Here is a 17,424-nt window from a genome sequence, read left to right as displayed (position 1 = left end):
CCTAATGTTCTCCTTTTCCAGCCTTCGCCGGCATAGCGCTTGGGCACAGTTCCCGTAAGAAGCATTCCCCGCACTTGGGGCTTCTGGCAACGCAGATGGTTCTTCCAAGGGTGATGATGTGGATATTCCATAAGATCCAATGCTCCTTTGGAAGCACCTTCATCAGCTCAAATTCGATCTTTTCCGGGTCCTCTGCCTTTGCAAAGCCCAGTTTTCTGGAAATCCTCTTCACATGGGTGTCCACCACAATGCTGGGTTCGTTATAGATATTTCCCCGGATGACATTGGCTGTTTTCCGTCCTACTCCTGCCAGGGAGGTCAGTTCCTCTATGGTAGAGGGCACTTCTCCGCCAAATTTCTCCACCAGATCCTTACAGCAGGATATGATATTCTTTGCTTTCATATGATAAAAGCCCAGGGAGTGGATATCCTTCTCAAGCTCTTTTAAATCCGCTTGGGCAAAGCTTTGGGGAGAATCGTATTTTTTAAATAAATCCACTGTCACCATGTTCACCCTGGCATCGGTGCACTGGGCGCTTAAAATAACTGCAATTAAAAGCTGCCACGGGGTTTCGTGGTTTAAGTAGCAGATGTATTCTGTTCCATATTCCCGGTCAAGAGCTTCCAGCACCTTTAATACTCTGGCCTTCTGCTCTGCTTTTGTTTCTTTTCTTGCCATTCATTCCTCCATATGCCAATCTCATAATTTGCTGCATTATGGGATAAGGCATCCCGTTTCTTATAATCAAAAAGCACTGCCCTTCCATCCCGGAACACCTCGATGTGGGCCATTTTGATCAGTTGTCTTGCCTCATAGCCTTGGTATCCTTCTTTTAAGTAGCGGAAGGAAAGGGCTTCCTCTGCAAAAAATGCCCTCACCCGGTCCTTAAAGGGTTCCTGGTCTGCTGCAAAGGAAGGACGGCTCTTTAAATTCTCTCTTAAGTAAAGGTCATATACCAGAAGGTCCCGGTACTTGGGAAGCTTTTCCGGCACCAGGGTTCCAATAAACTGCTCCAATATATCATACCGTGCCATGCGGCTGTGGCTGATCCCAAAAAGCCCCTGGTTCTCATAATATCCGGCCAGGGCTTCAAACAGGTCAAAAGGCGTTTCAAATTCCCTGCAAAGCTCTTTTATGGTAAGCCGGAACTGGCCGCTGTTTCCGTAGACCTCCAGCATTTCTTCCAGAGCCTTTAATTTTAAAACCTCACCGTAATTAAGCCATTTGGTAGACAGCACCTCATAAGGCGGCTTCTGCCTGAATCTCAAGCCGTATTCCTCTGCCATTTCTGCCATATAGGAGCCTTTCAGCACCTTTAAGAAGCCAAGCTGGAGCTGCTCCGGCTTCATATCCCAGACCTGGTTAAAGGAATTTCGGAAACTTTCGTAGTCTTCATAAGGAAGACCTGCAATCAGATCCAGGTGCTGGTGGATATTTCCAAAGCTGTTGATGCGGGCTACCGCATTTTTCAACAGAGTCAAATCCATTTTCCGCCGGATTTCCTCTATGGTGCGGGGATTGGTGCTCTGAACCCCGATTTCAAGCTGGATCAGCCCCGGCCTCATGCGGGACATCAGCTCCAGTTCCTCTTCATTTAAAAGGTCCGCAGAAATCTCAAAGTGGAAGTTGGTCACCCCATTGTCGTGTTCTATAATATGGCGCCAGATTTCCCTGGTATGTTTCCTGCTGCAATTAAAGGTTCTGTCCACAAACTTCACCTGGGGAACCCCTTTTTCAATGAAAAAATCCAGCTCCTTTAAAACCAGGGACGTATCCCTTAAGCGCACCGACTTATCCAGGGAGGAAAGGCAGTAACTGCAGGAAAATGGACAGCCCCGGCTGCTTTCATAGTAAATAATGCGGTTTTCAAAGCCTGACAGGCTTTCGTACAGAAAAGGGATGGAACTCATGTCCGCTGCTGTTTTTAAAGGATTTTCAATGACAGCCCCATCTTCATTTCTCACCGCCACTCCGTCTATGGTACAGAGGGCGGAAATCTTGTCCTTGTTATGAGACTGGTTTCCTTTTAAATAAGCCTGTACTACCTTTAAAAATGTTTCCTCCCCTTCTCCCGTCATAATCCCGTAAACCGACCGTTCCTGTTCCAGAATCCGGGAGGCGTCATAAGACACTTCAGGACCTCCCAGCCAGATCTCCACATGAGGGAGAACCTTAGGAAGGTCCCGGACCAGTTCCAAGACAAAGGCAATGTTCCAGATGTAGCAGGAAAATCCCACTGCATCCGGTTTCCGGCTGTAAATATCCTTTAAAACCTCATCGGGCTGATTGTTAATGGTATATTCCCCGGTCTCAATCTGAAAGCTTCCATCCTCCAGTTCCCGTTCCTTCCCATGGGCTTTGGCATAAGCCTTTAAGCTGTAAATGGCCGGATTGGAGTGGATATACTTGGCATTGACAGCCGCCAATAAAAACTTCATATTAAACCTCGATCTCTATTTTTCTTCCCGTGGACTCGTACTGGTAATGACGGACCCCTGCTGCATTCATCATCCGCTTGGAGGCATTGACAGCCGGAGTATGGGCGTACTTGTCCGAGCCGTATACAACGGTTTTGATTCCAGCCTGTATAATGGCCTTGGCACATTCATTGCATGGAAACAGGGTCACATAAAGCTTGCTGCCTTCCAGACTTCCTCCCCTGTAATTAAGAATAGCATTTAATTCACTGTGGGTGGAATAGAAATATTTGGAATTATAGGGGTCTTCCTGTTCACTTTCCTTGGTCCAGGGAAATTCATCATCAGAGCAGCCCAGAGGAAATCCGTTGTAGCCCATGGATAAAATCTTATTATCCTGGCTGACAATACAAGCACCCACCTGAGTGCTGGGGTCCTTGGAACGCTTCCCCGAAAGAAGGGCCACTCCCATAAAATACTCGTCCCATGTAATGTAATCTTCTCTCTTTCCAGACATATCCGTTTCTCCTTTTACGTTTCTATAATATAGCTTATGAGAAGTTATATTTCAACTTCCATAAAAGGTGCGCTTTTTTGCTCCGTCCATCCGATTATGAAAACGCCTTTTTGTTTTCATAATATAGCTTATGAGAAGTTGCTTTTGGCTTTTCATAAAAGATGCCGGTTTTAGCACCGTCCATCCGATTATCAGAACACGTTTTATGTTCTGATAATATGGTATCCTGCCGCCTTTACCAGGCGGTTCATAATGGCCTGTCCCAAATGATCCTTGGAAAAGCTTTCGGAATAAATATAATCCGCTTCCAGATCATCAAATTCCCTCAGCACCGAATAAAGGCTGTGGGCTATGGTCTCTTCTTTTGTCCGGGTTCCTAAGCTGCGGACAATACCATTAGGATAGCTGTTCTTGGTTTCTTCCGTACATATGATTCCCACCCGGAAGTCTTCGGAAAGCCTATCCTCTGTCAGATGGTTAATGGTCTTCACCACGTCTTCCATCTCTCCCTCTACCAGAGTCAGTTCTGCCTTGGGGGCATAATGCTTATATTTCATTCCCGGCGCCTTTGGCTTGACTTCAGCCTTCATAGGGCCTGAGGCAATGGCAGGGTCTAAGTGGATTTCCTGTCCAAGGACGCTGGAAGCCATTTCCTGAGTGACGGCGCCGGGCCTTAATATGACAGGTTCTTCCCCCGACACATCAATGATGGTGGATTCCACACCGATTCCCACCGCCCCTCCATCCAGGATCATGTCTATTTTCCCGTTCATATCCTGCCACACGTGATCTGCTGTGGTAGGGCTGGGACGCCCGGAGGTATTGGCGCTGGGCGCTGCCACCGGAACTCCTGCAAGGCGTATGAGAGCATTTGCAATCGGGTCAGCGGGCATACGCACAGCTACTGTATCAAGGCCGCCTGTGGTGCCATAGGGAACCAGCCTGCTTTTTGGGAAAATAAGGGTCAGGGGGCCGGGCCAAAAGGCTTCCATCAGCTTTTTTCCGGACTCCGGCACCTGGGAAACCAGGGGAATCAAGTCGTCGAAATCAGCAATATGGGCAATCAAAGGGTTATCGGAAGGTCTTCCCTTTGCCTCGTAAATTTTCTTCGCCGCTTCTTCATTTAAGGCGTTGGCTCCCAGGCCGTAGACTGTTTCCGTGGGAAATGCTACCAGACCGCCGTTTTTTAATATTTCCGCAGGTTTTTTTAATAATTCTTCCTCCGGATGTTCTTTATTTTCTATTATAATTCGTTCTGTTTTCATGTGTCTCAGCTCTTTCCTTTTCGCTTTCCTAATCATATCACAGGGGCAGTGACCATGCAACTTTTTTACCGTTGTATGGGGTTTTAAACTTGATTTTCCAGAATTATGAAGAAAACAATGGTTGCAGGATTTCTATAATAATGATACCATTAAAAAAACATTTTATTTTGGAGGAATACCACATGGCACTGATTATACCCAAAGGTTACGACCCCAGGCTCTCCGTACGGGAGACCCAGGAGGCTATCAAATACATAAGGGATACGTTTCAGAAGGAATTCGGAAAAGAAATGAACCTGGAACGTATTTCAGCCCCTCTGTTCGTGGAAAAAAGCAGCGGTTTAAATGACAACTTAAACGGCGTGGAGCGTCCGGTAGCTTTTGATCTCTTAGGCATTCCCGGTGAAACCATTGAAGTGGTTCAGTCTCTGGCTAAATGGAAGCGCATGGCCCTTTATGAATACGGTTTCCAGCCCGGCGAAGGGCTTTACACCAATATGAACGCGATCCGCAGGGACGAAGAAATGGATAATCTCCACTCCTGCTACGTGGACCAGTGGGATTGGGAAAAGGTCATTACCAAAGAGGAACGGAATGAGGATACCTTAAAGGATACCGTCCGCACCATTTTTAAGATCATCAAGCACATGGAGCATGAGGTTTGGTATAAATATCCCAATGCAGTCAAACAGCTTCCGGAGGACATTACCTTCATCACCTCTCAGGAATTGGAGGACCGTTTCCCTGATAAGACTCCAAAGGAGAGGGAAAACCTCATCACAAAGGAATACGGCTGTGTTTTCCTCATGAAAATCGGAGAGAAACTAAGCAACGGAGAGCCTCACGACGGAAGAGCCCCTGACTACGATGACTGGCAGTTAAACGGAGATATCCTCTTCTGGTTCGAAAATTTAAACTGCGCCCTGGAAATCTCCAGCATGGGAATCCGTGTAGACGAAAAATCCCTGGCAGAACAGCTTGTAAAGGCTGGCTGCGAAGACCGCCAAGGCCTTCCATACCACCGAATGCTGTTAAATGGGGAACTGCCTTACACCATCGGAGGAGGCATCGGACAGTCCCGTCTCTGTATGCTCTTACTGGACCGTGCCCACGTGGGAGAGGTTCAGGCCAGCATCTGGCCCGCCCAAATGCGCAAGGAGTGCAGGGAACACAAAATTTTTCTTCTTTAAAATAAATAAAAAACGGTCATCGCAGAGGTGTATTGCTGCAATGACCGTTTAATTTTATCTTCCATTTAAATATTCCATAATCCCCATGTGGATGGTCCATGCCATCCGGTCCTGGTAGTCCTCTGTATTCAAAAGAGCCGCTTCCTTCCAGTTGGTCAGGAAACCGCATTCCACAATGACAATAGGAGTCTTTGCATGCAAAAGCAGGAAATAATTATCATTTGGCTTTGCCAGTCTGGTGTTTTTCTCTCCCAACACATAATCAAATCTTTTTTGCAGGATTTCAGCCAGCTTCTTTCCTTTTTCCGACCGTTTATAGTAAAATACCTGTCCTCCGTAAACCTCCTCCTGGTGATAGCTGTTCTGATGAATGCTCACCGTTAGAGCGGGTTTTGCCTTGTTGATGATTTCACAGCGCTTATTCATATCCGCCACCTTTTTTCTGCTGTCCTTTTCAGAATATAGGCCGTTATCATCTTTCCTGGTCAAAATCACTTCCACGTCAGAGGCTTCCAGATACTTTTGCAGCCGTTTGGCTATCTGCAGGTTGATGTCCTTTTCCAGACTTCCGTCAACCCCGATTTTGCCCGGATCATTTCCTCCGTGTCCTGCATCTATCACCACCACAGGCTTTTCTTTTCCTGTCTTTACACTGATTCCTGCGGCCATTTTTCCGGCACGGCTGGATATTATGTATACCAATACCAGCAAAAGCACTGCCATAAATGGTTCCCATCTTTTTAATTTCACATTTTCTACCCGATATATTTTCTTAATGAATTATATCTTTCTGCGAATTAAAAAAGAACCGTTCCCATGACTTTCCCTCTATTCCCCTGTCAAAACATTGTAGTCCTTTGTTCCGTCTCTGACGATCCATTCCAGATACTGGGACAGGATGCTTGGATATCCCTCATCCATCCATAGCTTGTAGCCGTTCTTCGCCATGGCTTTATCCCGGATTTCAAACACTTTTCCGGAAGAGCAGGCCACATTCAGCTCCGCATAGACTTTTGCCATCTGTTCCCTTTGGTTGGGAGTCAGATTCTTTAATGAATCCAGGCGCTTAAATTCATCCTGGGCCAGGTTATAAAATACCTTGCTTAAAAATTGTTTTCCGAATTCATTAAAATTTAAAAGCTCTTTGTTGGTGACTCCTGCCTGCTTTGCCCAGCCCTCCATATCCAGGGCCTTTGTATGGTACTGGAAACTGCCGTCGTCTCCGTAGTCCAGAATACCATACTGGCAGGGCGGTGTGGTTAAGGAACTGGTGACTATTTCGTAAATTCCTGAATCCTCGCCAGACCGCATGTGATGCTGCACGTGAAGGTGGCCGCTTAAAAACAGGGGCACTTCCCAGCTTTCTAACTGGTCGATCAGCTGCTCACTATGTTCAATGGTGCAGTCCTCCAGATAGACCTCGCTTTCATCAAGGAGGTTGTGGTGAGCCACTGGGATCACGTTCATTCCCAGGTTCCACGCTTCTTCCATCTGCTCTTCAATCCAATCGTATGTATCATTTTTTATCATTCCGCCTACCAGATTTCTGGGATAGTACTGGCATGAATCAAGCATCAGGGCTCTGGTATAGTCATTGACTTGGTATACATAGCTTAAAGAGGCGGAATCGCGGCTGACAGCTTCGTTGTAGCCAAAGTTCTGGTAAATGTCTTCAAAGTCCTCGGCCTCTATGGACTCAATTCCCTGGACTGAATCTCCTGAAAAACGGACTGCATAGCGGTTGTTGATATCATGATTTCCCGGAATAACAATGACAGGGATTCCGGCTTCTTCAATCTCCTCCAGCTTTTCGGCAAACTCAATATGGCTTTCCCATTCTCCATTGTAGGTTAAGTCCCCGCTTAAAATTACCAGATCCGGATTTTCTTTTTTTACTTCATAGATAAATGCATCTGTAATCTCCCAAACGTACTGCATGACCTTTCCATCCTCGTGCTCTACACGATTCGTAAAGCTGCTTTGGAAGTCAGTCAGTTCCCTTGCCAGATAATGCATGTCAGTGGCGATGATGATGCGGCTGCCGCTGATTTCTGGCTCAGAAGTTTCTTCCGGCGTGGTTTCTTCCTGGGAGGGCGGCTCTGTTGTTTCCTTTGCTGTTGTTTCCTCTGTTGTGGTTTCTGCAGGTACCGTACTTTCTGCTGTTGTGCTTTCTGGTTCCGGCTCCTTGAAAGAGCAGCCTGCAAATATGCAGATTGCTGTCAAAACTGCTGCCAATACTATCTTTTTTTTCATAACCTGACCATCCTGTCTCTCCCATTTCTCCTATTCGCTCTTATTCGTTTTGATCCATCCGTACCTGGTCCCACAACCCGGATGGCTCAAATCCCAGCTTCCAGCAGGCTACTCCTGCCAGATCGTATTCTTTGATTAAATCCATTTTCAGACCGATGGAGCGCTCTTCCTCCATCCATACTTTTTTAAGGCCTTCTTCTGACTGCAATTCTCCGTAATACTGTCCCAGCTCCTCCTGCCAGTACAGTTCTATCTGGTTTTCATCGATCCATTTCTGTGCCTGTTCAATGCCAAGGGCAGAAGAAGTGGTGTTTCCGTCGTCTCCTTCGGTCCATACTCTGGTGTAAAAGGGAATGGCATTGATCACCTTTTCCTTTGGTACCTGGGCCAGGGTATTTTTGATTCCATTTTCCACATATTCGATGGAAGCTACAGAACCGGCATCTCCTCCGGCATAATGTTCATCATATCCCATGATGATCACGTAGTCGGCTACAATTCCCTGTTCTTTTCTGTTGTAGAACTGGGTGCCTGCGGTGGGAACGTAGTTGTCTACGGATAAGACGATTCCTTTTTCTCTGCATGGGATGGATAGTTCCCGGATGAATTGGACGTAATGGACTCCGGCCTCTTCCTTGATTCCTTCAAAGTCCAGGTTCAGTCCGTCCAGATTGTAGCGCTCCACTTCTGCCATAAGGCCTTCGATCAGTTTTCTTCTGACAGAGGTTTTTGACATGAGAATTTCTGTGTTTACGTCGGTGCTGAAGTTGTTGATGAGAGCCCATACTTTAAGGCCTTTTTCATGGGCTTTCTTTACATATTCTGTGTCGGCTAAGGAGCGGAAGCTTCCCTCATTGTCGGTGAGTTCATACCAGGTGGGGGAAATTACATTGACTCCTTTGGTGTTGGCGATTACTTTGTCGAAAGAAGCGTTTCCGTCCGGGCTGGTTACTTGGTGCCAGGCAAGGCAGACTGGCTCTTCCATGGAAATGCTTTTATAGGTTGGAGGGGTGAAGGTGCTTTGCGGGGTCTGGCTGGTGACGGTTCCGAGACGCTTGCGTTCTATGTAGCCAATGAAGCCATCCTGGGTGCGTACTTTATCCCATTTTTCCATGGATTCCAGAACTGTGACCTGGGAACCAGGGGTTATTTCGGTTATGATAGGGCTTTTTACGCCGCCTTTTACCCGGATGCTGCCTTCTTTGACTGCTGCTGCTTTGTTTTCCGGCTCCCAGAGGTTGTTGATGAAGATGCGTTTGTGTAGGTCTTGGTCGTATGTGGATAGGCGGATGTTTGTATAGTTGGCTATCAGGCCTATGGATAGGTAAACGCCGTCCTCATTGACCCATATTAAGGGCTTTCCGGAAGAGCCCAGGGTGGTGTGGTCTGCGTAGACGATGGTGTCTGGCAGGGCATATACCAGGATTTTCTCGTTTTCGTCCCAGTAAAAGCGTTCGTTTAAGGTTTGATTTACCCATTCGATAGGGAGGTATGTTTGGCCTTGGAGGTAGAGTCCTTTTTCTTCTTCCAGGGTTTCGTTTAAATAAAGGGCTACTTCGTTTTCCTTTACTCCCAGCAGTTGTGATAGATCAGCCGGTTCTTTTGAGGGGATGAAACGGTCTAGGAAACGGTAACCGAAAAATATTGCAATTATTAATAAAATTAATCCCAGCGCTGCCAGAACCGGCATTGCTTTCCTCTTCATCTGTTTTCCTCCTAGGCATGTATGTGTGGAATGAATTCTTTTTGGGGTGGCCGAGTACGCAGTGGGGACCATGAATTCGGCGGGCTCGTGAATTTATGGACATTGGCCGATTCCGTAGTGCAGTCCATGAATTCGGCGGACTCGTGAATTTATGGGCGTCGGTCCAGTCCGCAGTGCGGGTTGCTAATTCTGTGGCTTTGTGAATTTATGGGTATTGTTGGCCAAGTCCGCAGTGGAGCTCACGAATCCTGCGGACTCGTTCGCTCACGGGCATTCGCCCTATGAAACAGAACGCAGAAGAATTTTCTTATGTGCGAGCACAACGAAAATTCTTCTCCATTCCGTTTCGCACTGCTCATTGCTTTCATGGAGATTATACCACACTTCTCCCCAATTGGAATTTACATTTTCATTACTTTGCAATTTCCCCTATCCCGCCCTGGCGCACCTGTTGACCAGCTTAAGGCTGAAGATGGTATCCCGGATGCGCCCCTTTTTAAATATGAGGCTGATTACTTATTATAAACACGGTCAAATCTTATTTCTTTGAGTTTTCCGGTTTCCTCATCGGATATGTAATCAGCCATATAGAAGCTGTTATCCTCCCTTACCTCAAATATTTTATTCCAGTCCTTTTCCGGCAGTTCCTCTCCATCAACGCAAATGGTGATCCCCTGCTCACGATACCTTTTCAGCCCGGCCAGGCACTGTTCCTCTTTTGTGAGTTCCTGACCTAAAGCCTGGTTTTGCTCTTTTTTCATCCATTTTCCCCTGTATTTCTCTTTTTGTATTGTAAATCCTTTCAGCTTTCATCATATCCGGGAGAAGACCACTGGAAAGCTGTAGTGACATATTTCCTCTCCCGTCATTTGAAAAACTGCTGGTAAAAGCATATGGCTTCTCCGGTGACAGCAAAAGCGTCTACTGAAACCGGAACTCTCCGTACAGGAATTTTAAGCCTTTTTTCCATGTTTTTTCTGGCCTCCTCGCTTCCAAAGGTCACGAGAGTCTCCCAGCTTTTTTCGGTCTTATCCCTCTTTCCTTCGAATTCCAGAAACGCCTCCATCTGCCACTCACTTAAGCTCCCAAGAACAAACTGCCTGTCACATCTTAAAAATTCTCTCAGACTGCTTTGACTTACGGTTCCGTAATCCACAATCACCGCCTGATATCCGGACTTTTTACACAATAATAAGGTGTCTATCCCGGCTCCTTCGTAATAATCCGCTTCCAGAATCCGGCAGCCTCCATTCAAATCCTTCTCTTTCCCGCACATCTTTCTCATGCGCAGAAAATCCCCATGGCTGTTCCACTCTAAAACGGCACACCGCTTTCTCATGACTCCACTTAAATACCCGGCTGTCATGACCGCCAAATGGGTCACCCCAACGCCCAGACCGGTTCCTATGATCCCAATGATCTGCTGATCCTCCGGTTTCTTATGGGGAATCAGGCTTTTCCATAGTGCTTTTATCGTTCCTTTCATTGGGCTTTATCCTTTCCAGACGGAGGGTATCTTTCCTTAAACCGCAAACCACCTTGGGGAGCCTGTGTACGGCCTAACTTAAGAATCTGTTTAAGGGCATGTTTCAAAGTCTCCTTAATCTTCTTTAAAACCCTGTTCATGCCGTTTTCCTTCCTGCTTTTATGACCCCATATTCCCTCTAAAAGCACTTTGTAAAAATCCCTGAATAAAGGGCCTGCCTCAAAAGGGTTGGAATCATAGGGTGCCCGGAAACAATAGGAAGGGTCAGCCCCTTCAGGAAGCCTGATCCTGGTTTTCTTGTCCGTGTGGTTATATACAATTCTATAAGGTACATTTCCTTTAATAATCCGGGCTGCTGCCTCCCAGGCCACTTGTCTGCTCCATAAACTGGTATCACATACCAGAATCAGAACATCCGGATTTTTTAACAAAGCCTGTTCCACATCGGTTCCATAGTCCAGAACCCGTATTGCTACCGGCGGCTCCTTCAGCTTTACGCCCGGCCCGTAATATGGTTTCCATAGGAAGCCCCGGTACTGCATCAGGCCATACTGATCCCGTTCTGCACCCGTAAATGCTCCCAGTCCGGTTCCCATGCCGGAGTCGTTCATTTCTGTAAATAGGTTGGGGTATCCGTGATTTTTAAGATAAACAGACAAGCCGATGGCGATATGAGTCACCCCGGCTCCAGATTTGCTCCCTGCAAGAGCAATGATAAGAGATGATGATTGTAGACTGTTTTTTGCAGCCGTTCCTGTGCTGCCAAGTTGTTCAAGCCGTTCCTTAAGCTCCTGTGCCGATGAAAAACGGTCTTCCTGACGGGATTGAACGCATCCGTTTATGACTGCGGCCAGATCAGCATCCATGGAGGGTGCCGGCACATACGGCAGTTCAGGAAATGTTCCGGAATAAAGGTAATGGAGGACAGCACCAATGGCATAGATATCTGTTCTTTCATCCAGCACTCCATCCTTTAAATACTGTTCCGGAGCCGCACATCCCACGGTTCCGTACCGCTCTCCCGACATATTGGCATCAGCAAGAGAAGCGGCAAATCCAAAGTCAATCACCTTCAGGGTATCGTGGCACAGCAACAGGTTTTTCGGCTGTAAATCTAAGTGTAATATGGGGTTTGATCCTGCGATATGCAGGTAATTGATGATACGGGATAGCTGAATTCCATAGTAAATGGTCAGTTCCCGTGAAAGATGGCCCTGTTTTTCTACAAGGTCATATAGAGAGTTACCAGCAAGAAACTCTTCAATCAGATAGCTGTAAGATTCATCTTCTTCTACGTCGTAAATAATTGGGATTCCAGGATGGCGAAGTTCTTTGAGGACCAGTGCCTCATGCCTGATGTGTTCATAATTCAGAAAGCTTTTAGGCACCCGCTTGATAGCGCGGTACTCTTCAAGCCCAAGATGAACCGCCAGAAAGACAGTCCCTGCCCGGCCGGTTCCCAGGATTTTACATAATTGATATTTTCCAAACAGTTTTTGGTCAAGAACGCTGCTGACTGCAGCCACCTCCTTTTGCCTGTCCAATATCATCTCTTGTGGTACATTGTAGTATAGTTTGTGACTTTTTTCAACTATTTTCTGTTAAACTTTTAAAATTTATAAAATGAACTACTTAAACAAAGGCTATATCTTTAGAGAATTGGATTCCTGTGCTTGAAATTGCAACAGCGGCAGAACTTTTTATGCAGATGAGAATATGGAGATATTGTTGTTTTGCTAATAAATGATTCGAAAAGGCCGTTGATGAGGTGAACTTTATAACGGAATAAAAAACCGACAAAAATGCACTTTTAATCGTAAAAAATAGGGAATAGAAGAGTGATGAACTCAACTATTCCCTGTAAATTATTCATGTCTCATATATCGTTTAAAATAAAGTATAATGTGGCCGTTCTTCGTTAAATATCCAATATCTTAACCAGTCATCAAACACGATACCTGTCAGACACAACGGCAGCCACAGAGCACAAAAAAAGGGCATATCTGCCCCATAATACTTCCAGGAATATGACTATAATCCCAAACTCCCCAACCAAATTGGATATTGACTATGTATCCAGTTATAAATTCAAGAATAGTTACGATTATATCTCCAAGTAATATCTGCTTATAAAGTGGCATTTCCCATGGAATTAATTTATTTATTAGACCCAATGCAATAAAGCAAAAGGAACCAAGAATAAACATAGTCCAATGCGAGGAGCCTCTAAAGCTCAATTCTATAATTATATAAGAGGTTCCTCCAACTAACCAGAGGAATAAGTATTTAAAGATCTGTTTCATCATTCTGTTCCATCGGTTATGGCTGTGATCTGAGCCAGATAAGCCTTTAGAACCTCAGATTGATACTCCTCTGGCACGTCAGCCCCGTAATAAATAGTCTCCAACTCACTATTCATCTCTGCTCCATCAATCCACGCCCTTAAACTATTCGCATATGTAGTATGGTATGAGGCATGGAACATGGCTTTTTCAATTAAGAGAGTAATGTCAGAAGCTGGATAGAAACAGCAGGGTTGTCCATCCGCATGGTAGATGATCTGTGTCACTCCTAAGGCGATTTGCGCCTGAAGACCAAGAAGATTTAGCTGGTCTGTTTGGGAGAGGCTGAAGTGCTCAAAGCCGGTGGACAGCTCCACGGTGATTCCGTTGCAAATATTCTGGCCGCAGGCTGCATTTACCTCTACTCTCTTTACTTCTTTTAACTCCTCTAGAGTAGGCTGAATGGTGATTCCTGCCTCCACGCCTATTCCAGTTATTTTTGATAGATGAGAAATCTGAGAGTCAACAATTTTAACCTGTTCTTCGGCAGTCGGAACATAGTTGATTATAGTTTCTTTTCCATCTTCTCCAATCCTATAAAATATCCCATCGCAATACTTGTCGCCAATACCGCAAGGATATTGTAAACAGTCAACAGCAAAAGCCTCATCACCATAGGAAGCTCTGGTCAGCCAGTTAGCCATTTCGTAATCATTACAAACAATAATATTTTTTATTTCCTCATTATAAATTTGTGCAAAAACCTGATGTACAATCATTTTTTATATCTCCCTTCTTAATATCCCCAGCGAATGATACAAATTCCGGCTGCACCTCCTGAATTAGCCATATCCCCCATAGTCATTCCTTGACCACCACCGCCGCCGCCTGTATTTGCAGTAGGTTTAATTGGAGGGGCTTGACTTCCTCCCCCGGTACCACCGCCACCTGCACCACCTGCACCAGCTGCCGCGGCATAGGCTCCACCGCCACCGCCACCTGCATATAGTGTTCCAGAAGCCTCCCCAAATGCTCTAGTTGTAGTTCCTTGACCAGCTCCTCCACTAGCACCCGGTATAGAAGCCCCGCTGCTTCCGTTGCTTGCACCAGCGCCTCCACCCCATGTTTGATTAGTGGGGGAACCAGTTCCGTACCAGCCAGGATGTCCCCCTCCTGAGCCACCTCTTCCAGCAGCTGATGAATAGGAATCACCTCCACCATAGCCTCCTTGCGCCAAACATTTTTGAGAACCATTAAGCGTAAAATAACTACTGCCCGATTGGCCTGAGTAGCTAGACACACCAGAGGAAGAACCAATAGTTACTTGTAACACGTTACCAGGAATTACACTTACCGCCTTTTCCGTGGTCGTATACCCACCACCGCCACCACCACCTGTATAATGGCTAGTGCCAGACTCGGTTTTTCTACCCCCATTACCTCCAGCACCGACAGCAAATAGGTCAATACTCCTCACATTGGCTGGGACTGTAAATGTGCCAGATGATGTAAATACCTGTTGTCCTTTTGTGGTTGCTGCTGTTGCAGTATAAGTAGTTGCATGTATCCACTCCGCGCCATCTTTAATTGCGTAGGAAAATACCCGAAAATAATAAGTTGTACCTCCTGTAAAGCTCGTCACAGTAGCACTCGAGGTTCCGGAAGTGGCTGTGTTATTTCCAGTTCCTTTGTAGTACCTTGTACTATCTGATATACTCGTCGGATAAGACCCTGTTTTTCCCACAATGATAACTCCGGAAAACGGCCCCTTGGCTGGATTTTGCCAAGTGAACGTAATCGCCGTGGACGAGTACACGGCTGCACTAAAAGACAGGATACTTTGTACTGCCATAGTCCCTGTTCCTTTAATCCCATTTCTCCAGTATGTATCTCCACTCATAACACGATTGTCTGTTGCTGTAGCGGGGGTCTGACTTGCCAAACTATTGGCATTTACATTAAAACTTTGTGCATGGAACCCCTCTTTAACTAAAAAAGAACCACCCGCATTTAAGTTTTGATTTGCTGTGGTCCCGTTATTAATCATTACACCAGCACCTTTTTCATCATCTGTATCAGCTCCAACATATTCCAATCCGCTTAAAACATAATCTTTGGTGACAGTAAGCTCATCAGAACCGATTCCGCCACCGCCACCAATATTAGTAATTCCGCATTTAGCCATTATTTTCTCACCACCTCTACATAATCAATATTCAAATTACTTTTAGGAAGTTTATTTGCTTTTAAGACAAAGTTTCCTTCACCAGTGTTACTCTTGACATAAATAAACGCCTTTGAAGCATTCAGTTTACTATCATCAGCGAAATATATTAAGACTCTGTCATCTCCTAAAATATCACTTGAATGATAAGTAAACTCTAAATTACTGTCCCAGTCTTCCAATGATATTGTAATATTATCCGCAATCGTAACTCCTGTTAAAAATTCTGTTTTTTCAGCAGAATAAGCATTTGTTTTCTTTTCCTCACCAAGAGCAGTATCATCAATTCCAATGGTATGCTGTGCAACTTCAGTGATCATTGCATCAACTCTCTCTTTAAAAAACTTCTGTGTAGCTTTCGTTTCATCTAAAACAACATTAAATTTATCAGCATTAAAAAGAGATTTCTCTAAGTTTGGATAATGAGACTTCAGTTGTGCCATTTTATCAACATCATTATTTAACCATGCCTCGTTATATTGTTCAACAACAGGGCGCAATGTGGCAGAGACATCCTGCATATTTGGAAGCCTACATATTTCCTCTGGAAAATTACTGCGTGGATATTCTGGATAACTCATTTAATTATCTCCCTTCTTTATTTGTTTTTGCGATTATAAACATAAGAAAAACTCTCCAGGAACTTATAGAGAGTTACATTCATAACGCCTTCGCCAGTAGACCAATTTATATTTTTAACAATATATTGTCCCTGTATTTTATTGTATCTGGGTGTATAATCAACTTTTGTATTTACCTCTAACCATGGTACAACCAAGGTGGTTAAATTAATTGTATCCATCATAGCTGTTGACTTATATGTTAAAAATTCAGCCTGGTTATAACAAGCTGCATCATCTGATAAATTATCATAATCAATTGACCTTATAATCTCATAACCTATATTGGTCACTGAAAAAGGACACTCAACAGATTCTTCAACATATCTCCCATAGCATTGGAATTGTCCCAATAAAAAAAGAGCATTTTGCTCTGCATTTATTCGCCTATATCTAAAGATATAGATATTGTTTGCTTTTAAGTTTTCAGGTTGTAATGGATTGCCATTTCCATCACATATAGGGATGGGAGCGAAATTGTTAATCGTAAATTTGGGTGCATTTAAATTATTACTTGATACCTTAAAGGCAATCTGCGTAAGATTATCCACATCCTGCCATGATGTAAAACTATCAAGGGTAATACGATAAGTATTATCGGTGTATGCTGAAGTATCGGCATATCTGTCTGACTGATCTAATTCCAATACTTTCCCCCATACTTCCGTAACATTGTAAATATCAGAGAATTTCATATCAGCATTTTCATCTTTAACGATGCTTTGCATCAAGTTATCATCTAAAGTTACCGGCTCATGTAATCCAGTTGGGACTTGTCTCCAAATAAAAGTGCCGTCTGCATCAAAATAAAACTCCCATGAATCATATAAATCTCTAATTTTCGTCCAAACATCTGAATAAACTGCACCGGTTGAAAAGGTTAAATCATATGGAATTGGTTTGCCTATATCTTCCACAATATACTTATTTATTCCGGCTGCCTTTAAAGTCCCTATAATTGCCAATCTTATATCTTCACCGGCAGGAATTAATAGATTTTTAACTGCGTAATCAGGTGCATTGGGTATGGAACCTTTTCCATGCAGCTGCCCATTTAACGTTCCGTCATAAAGTGACATCAAATCCCCACAAGTCAAAGAGAGAGTACGGTCAGTTCCAGTACTTGTATATTTCATACTTATATAACAAAAAACTCCTAGTTGATACCAAATAATCTTATTTTCCCTAATTGATTTTACTCCATAAAAAACTCTAATTCTTTTGTCAAACCATATTTTTTTATCTTTTCCAATAATAAAAGTTGAATTCATAACTTTTAGATCGCAACTATAGCTTCGTCTTTGTAAAGACTCTGAATCTTGGGAGTATCTGTCGTTTAAAACATAACCTTCCAATGAGTCGAGAATTTTAAAATTTTCATTGAGTAATTCAACTTTTAAATGTATCTCCTGTTCACCCTGGCGCAATATACTTAAATCTGTTTGTGTCACCTCATAAGCCATA

General features: G+C 44.4%; 16 protein-coding genes. 1 reads left to right on the top strand and 15 read right to left on the bottom strand.

Translation table 11 applies throughout. The features are described 5' to 3' along the window. Position 1: 1 nt before the first annotated feature. From nth to V7M78_RS08395, 4 genes are all read right to left on the bottom strand, one after another. Complete coding sequence (gene nth, locus V7M78_RS08410; protein WP_333648374.1) at positions 2–679, bottom strand: endonuclease III; 678 nt, start codon at positions 677–679, stop codon at positions 2–4. Continuing rightward, on the bottom strand, positions 634–2,439 hold the full coding sequence (locus tag V7M78_RS08405) for a B12-binding domain-containing radical SAM protein (protein ID WP_333648372.1): 1,806 nt from the start codon (positions 2,437–2,439) through the stop codon (positions 634–636). The genes nth and V7M78_RS08405 overlap by 46 nt, the downstream gene beginning before the upstream one ends. A 1-nt stretch (position 2,440) precedes the next feature. Further along, complete coding sequence (locus V7M78_RS08400) at positions 2,441–2,935, bottom strand: deoxycytidylate deaminase (RefSeq protein WP_333648370.1); 495 nt, start codon at positions 2,933–2,935, stop codon at positions 2,441–2,443. Between the two features lie 203 nt (positions 2,936–3,138). Then, complete coding sequence (locus tag V7M78_RS08395; protein ID WP_333648368.1) at positions 3,139–4,200, bottom strand: L-threonylcarbamoyladenylate synthase; 1,062 nt, start codon at positions 4,198–4,200, stop codon at positions 3,139–3,141. Between the two features lie 182 nt (positions 4,201–4,382). On the opposite strand from V7M78_RS08395, the gene asnA reads away from it, so the two are divergent. Further along, on the top strand, positions 4,383–5,390 hold the full coding sequence (gene asnA, locus V7M78_RS08390) for an aspartate--ammonia ligase (protein WP_333648366.1): 1,008 nt from the start codon (positions 4,383–4,385) through the stop codon (positions 5,388–5,390). A gap of 54 nt (positions 5,391–5,444) precedes the next feature. Here asnA and V7M78_RS08385 read toward each other — a convergent pair whose 3' ends face one another. The 11 genes from V7M78_RS08385 to V7M78_RS08335 form a co-directional block, all read right to left on the bottom strand. Continuing rightward, the gene (locus tag V7M78_RS08385; RefSeq protein WP_333648364.1) at positions 5,445–6,140 is read right to left on the bottom strand and encodes an N-acetylmuramoyl-L-alanine amidase; all 696 of its coding nucleotides are present in this window, start codon (positions 6,138–6,140) and stop codon (positions 5,445–5,447) included. A 78-nt stretch (positions 6,141–6,218) separates the two neighbouring features. Beyond that, on the bottom strand, positions 6,219–7,643 hold the full coding sequence (locus V7M78_RS08380; protein WP_333648362.1) for a metallophosphoesterase: 1,425 nt from the start codon (positions 7,641–7,643) through the stop codon (positions 6,219–6,221). 40 nt (positions 7,644–7,683) lie between these two features. Then, the gene (locus V7M78_RS08375; RefSeq protein WP_333648360.1) at positions 7,684–9,348 is read right to left on the bottom strand and encodes a glycosyl hydrolase family 18 protein; all 1,665 of its coding nucleotides are present in this window, start codon (positions 9,346–9,348) and stop codon (positions 7,684–7,686) included. Positions 9,349–9,860: 512 nt separating this feature from the next. After that, complete coding sequence (locus V7M78_RS08370) at positions 9,861–10,109, bottom strand: hypothetical protein (protein WP_333648358.1); 249 nt, start codon at positions 10,107–10,109, stop codon at positions 9,861–9,863. Positions 10,110–10,213: 104 nt separating this feature from the next. Beyond that, positions 10,214–10,834 carry a hypothetical protein gene (locus V7M78_RS08365; protein ID WP_333648356.1) on the bottom strand — a complete coding sequence of 207 codons (621 nt, stop codon included), beginning with the start codon at positions 10,832–10,834 and terminating at the stop codon, positions 10,214–10,216. Further along, the gene (locus V7M78_RS08360; protein ID WP_333648354.1) at positions 10,831–12,378 is read right to left on the bottom strand and encodes a serine/threonine protein kinase; all 1,548 of its coding nucleotides are present in this window, start codon (positions 12,376–12,378) and stop codon (positions 10,831–10,833) included. The genes V7M78_RS08365 and V7M78_RS08360 overlap by 4 nt, the downstream gene beginning before the upstream one ends. A gap of 417 nt (positions 12,379–12,795) precedes the next feature. Further along, a complete protein-coding gene (locus V7M78_RS08355; RefSeq protein ID WP_442914636.1) occupies positions 12,796–12,975 on the bottom strand; it encodes a putative ABC transporter permease in 180 nt (59 codons plus the stop codon). Between the two features lie 161 nt (positions 12,976–13,136). Beyond that, a complete protein-coding gene (locus V7M78_RS08350) occupies positions 13,137–13,895 on the bottom strand; it encodes a hypothetical protein (protein WP_333648352.1) in 759 nt (252 codons plus the stop codon). Between the two features lie 17 nt (positions 13,896–13,912). Beyond that, on the bottom strand, positions 13,913–15,301 hold the full coding sequence (locus V7M78_RS08345; protein ID WP_333648350.1) for a glycine-rich domain-containing protein: 1,389 nt from the start codon (positions 15,299–15,301) through the stop codon (positions 13,913–13,915). Continuing rightward, positions 15,301–15,921 carry a hypothetical protein gene (locus tag V7M78_RS08340; protein WP_333648348.1) on the bottom strand — a complete coding sequence of 207 codons (621 nt, stop codon included), beginning with the start codon at positions 15,919–15,921 and terminating at the stop codon, positions 15,301–15,303. The genes V7M78_RS08345 and V7M78_RS08340 overlap by 1 nt, the downstream gene beginning before the upstream one ends. A gap of 17 nt (positions 15,922–15,938) precedes the next feature. Continuing rightward, positions 15,939–17,423 (bottom strand): DUF5048 domain-containing protein, encoded by a 1,485-nt coding sequence (locus V7M78_RS08335; protein ID WP_333648346.1) that lies wholly within the window; start codon positions 17,421–17,423, stop codon positions 15,939–15,941. Between the last annotated feature and the right edge of the window lies 1 nt (position 17,424).

It is taken from the genome of Lacrimispora sp. (genome assembly GCF_036758025.1).
In the GTDB taxonomy this organism is placed as follows: Bacteria; Bacillota; Clostridia; order Lachnospirales; family Lachnospiraceae; genus Lacrimispora.
Note: the sequence above shows the minus strand (reverse complement) of the source record. Positions and strands in the feature narration are given on the sequence as shown.

Excerpts from the sequence above, each read along its gene's own strand:
- V7M78_RS08380 (WP_333648362.1), bottom strand. The coding sequence starts at position 7,643 with ATGAAAAAAAAGATAGTATTGGCAGCAGTTTTGACAGCAATCTGCATA.
- V7M78_RS08350 (WP_333648352.1), bottom strand. The coding sequence starts at position 13,895 with ATGATTGTACATCAGGTTTTTGCACAAATTTATAATGAGGAAATAAAA.
- V7M78_RS08400 (WP_333648370.1), bottom strand. The coding sequence starts at position 2,935 with ATGTCTGGAAAGAGAGAAGATTACATTACATGGGACGAGTATTTTATG.
- V7M78_RS08365 (WP_333648356.1), bottom strand. The coding sequence starts at position 10,834 with ATGAAAGGAACGATAAAAGCACTATGGAAAAGCCTGATTCCCCATAAG.
- asnA (WP_333648366.1), top strand. The coding sequence starts at position 4,383 with ATGGCACTGATTATACCCAAAGGTTACGACCCCAGGCTCTCCGTACGG.
- V7M78_RS08370 (WP_333648358.1), bottom strand. The coding sequence starts at position 10,109 with ATGAAAAAAGAGCAAAACCAGGCTTTAGGTCAGGAACTCACAAAAGAG.
- V7M78_RS08335 (WP_333648346.1), bottom strand. The coding sequence starts at position 17,423 with ATGGCTTATGAGGTGACACAAACAGATTTAAGTATATTGCGCCAGGGT.
- V7M78_RS08395 (WP_333648368.1), bottom strand. The coding sequence starts at position 4,200 with ATGAAAACAGAACGAATTATAATAGAAAATAAAGAACATCCGGAGGAA.
- V7M78_RS08405 (WP_333648372.1), bottom strand. The coding sequence starts at position 2,439 with ATGAAGTTTTTATTGGCGGCTGTCAATGCCAAGTATATCCACTCCAAT.
- V7M78_RS08375 (WP_333648360.1), bottom strand. The coding sequence starts at position 9,348 with ATGAAGAGGAAAGCAATGCCGGTTCTGGCAGCGCTGGGATTAATTTTA.
- V7M78_RS08345 (WP_333648350.1), bottom strand. The coding sequence starts at position 15,301 with ATGGCTAAATGCGGAATTACTAATATTGGTGGCGGTGGCGGAATCGGT.
- V7M78_RS08340 (WP_333648348.1), bottom strand. The coding sequence starts at position 15,921 with ATGAGTTATCCAGAATATCCACGCAGTAATTTTCCAGAGGAAATATGT.
- V7M78_RS08355 (WP_442914636.1), bottom strand. The coding sequence starts at position 12,975 with ATGCCACTTTATAAGCAGATATTACTTGGAGATATAATCGTAACTATT.
- nth (WP_333648374.1), bottom strand. The coding sequence starts at position 679 with ATGGCAAGAAAAGAAACAAAAGCAGAGCAGAAGGCCAGAGTATTAAAG.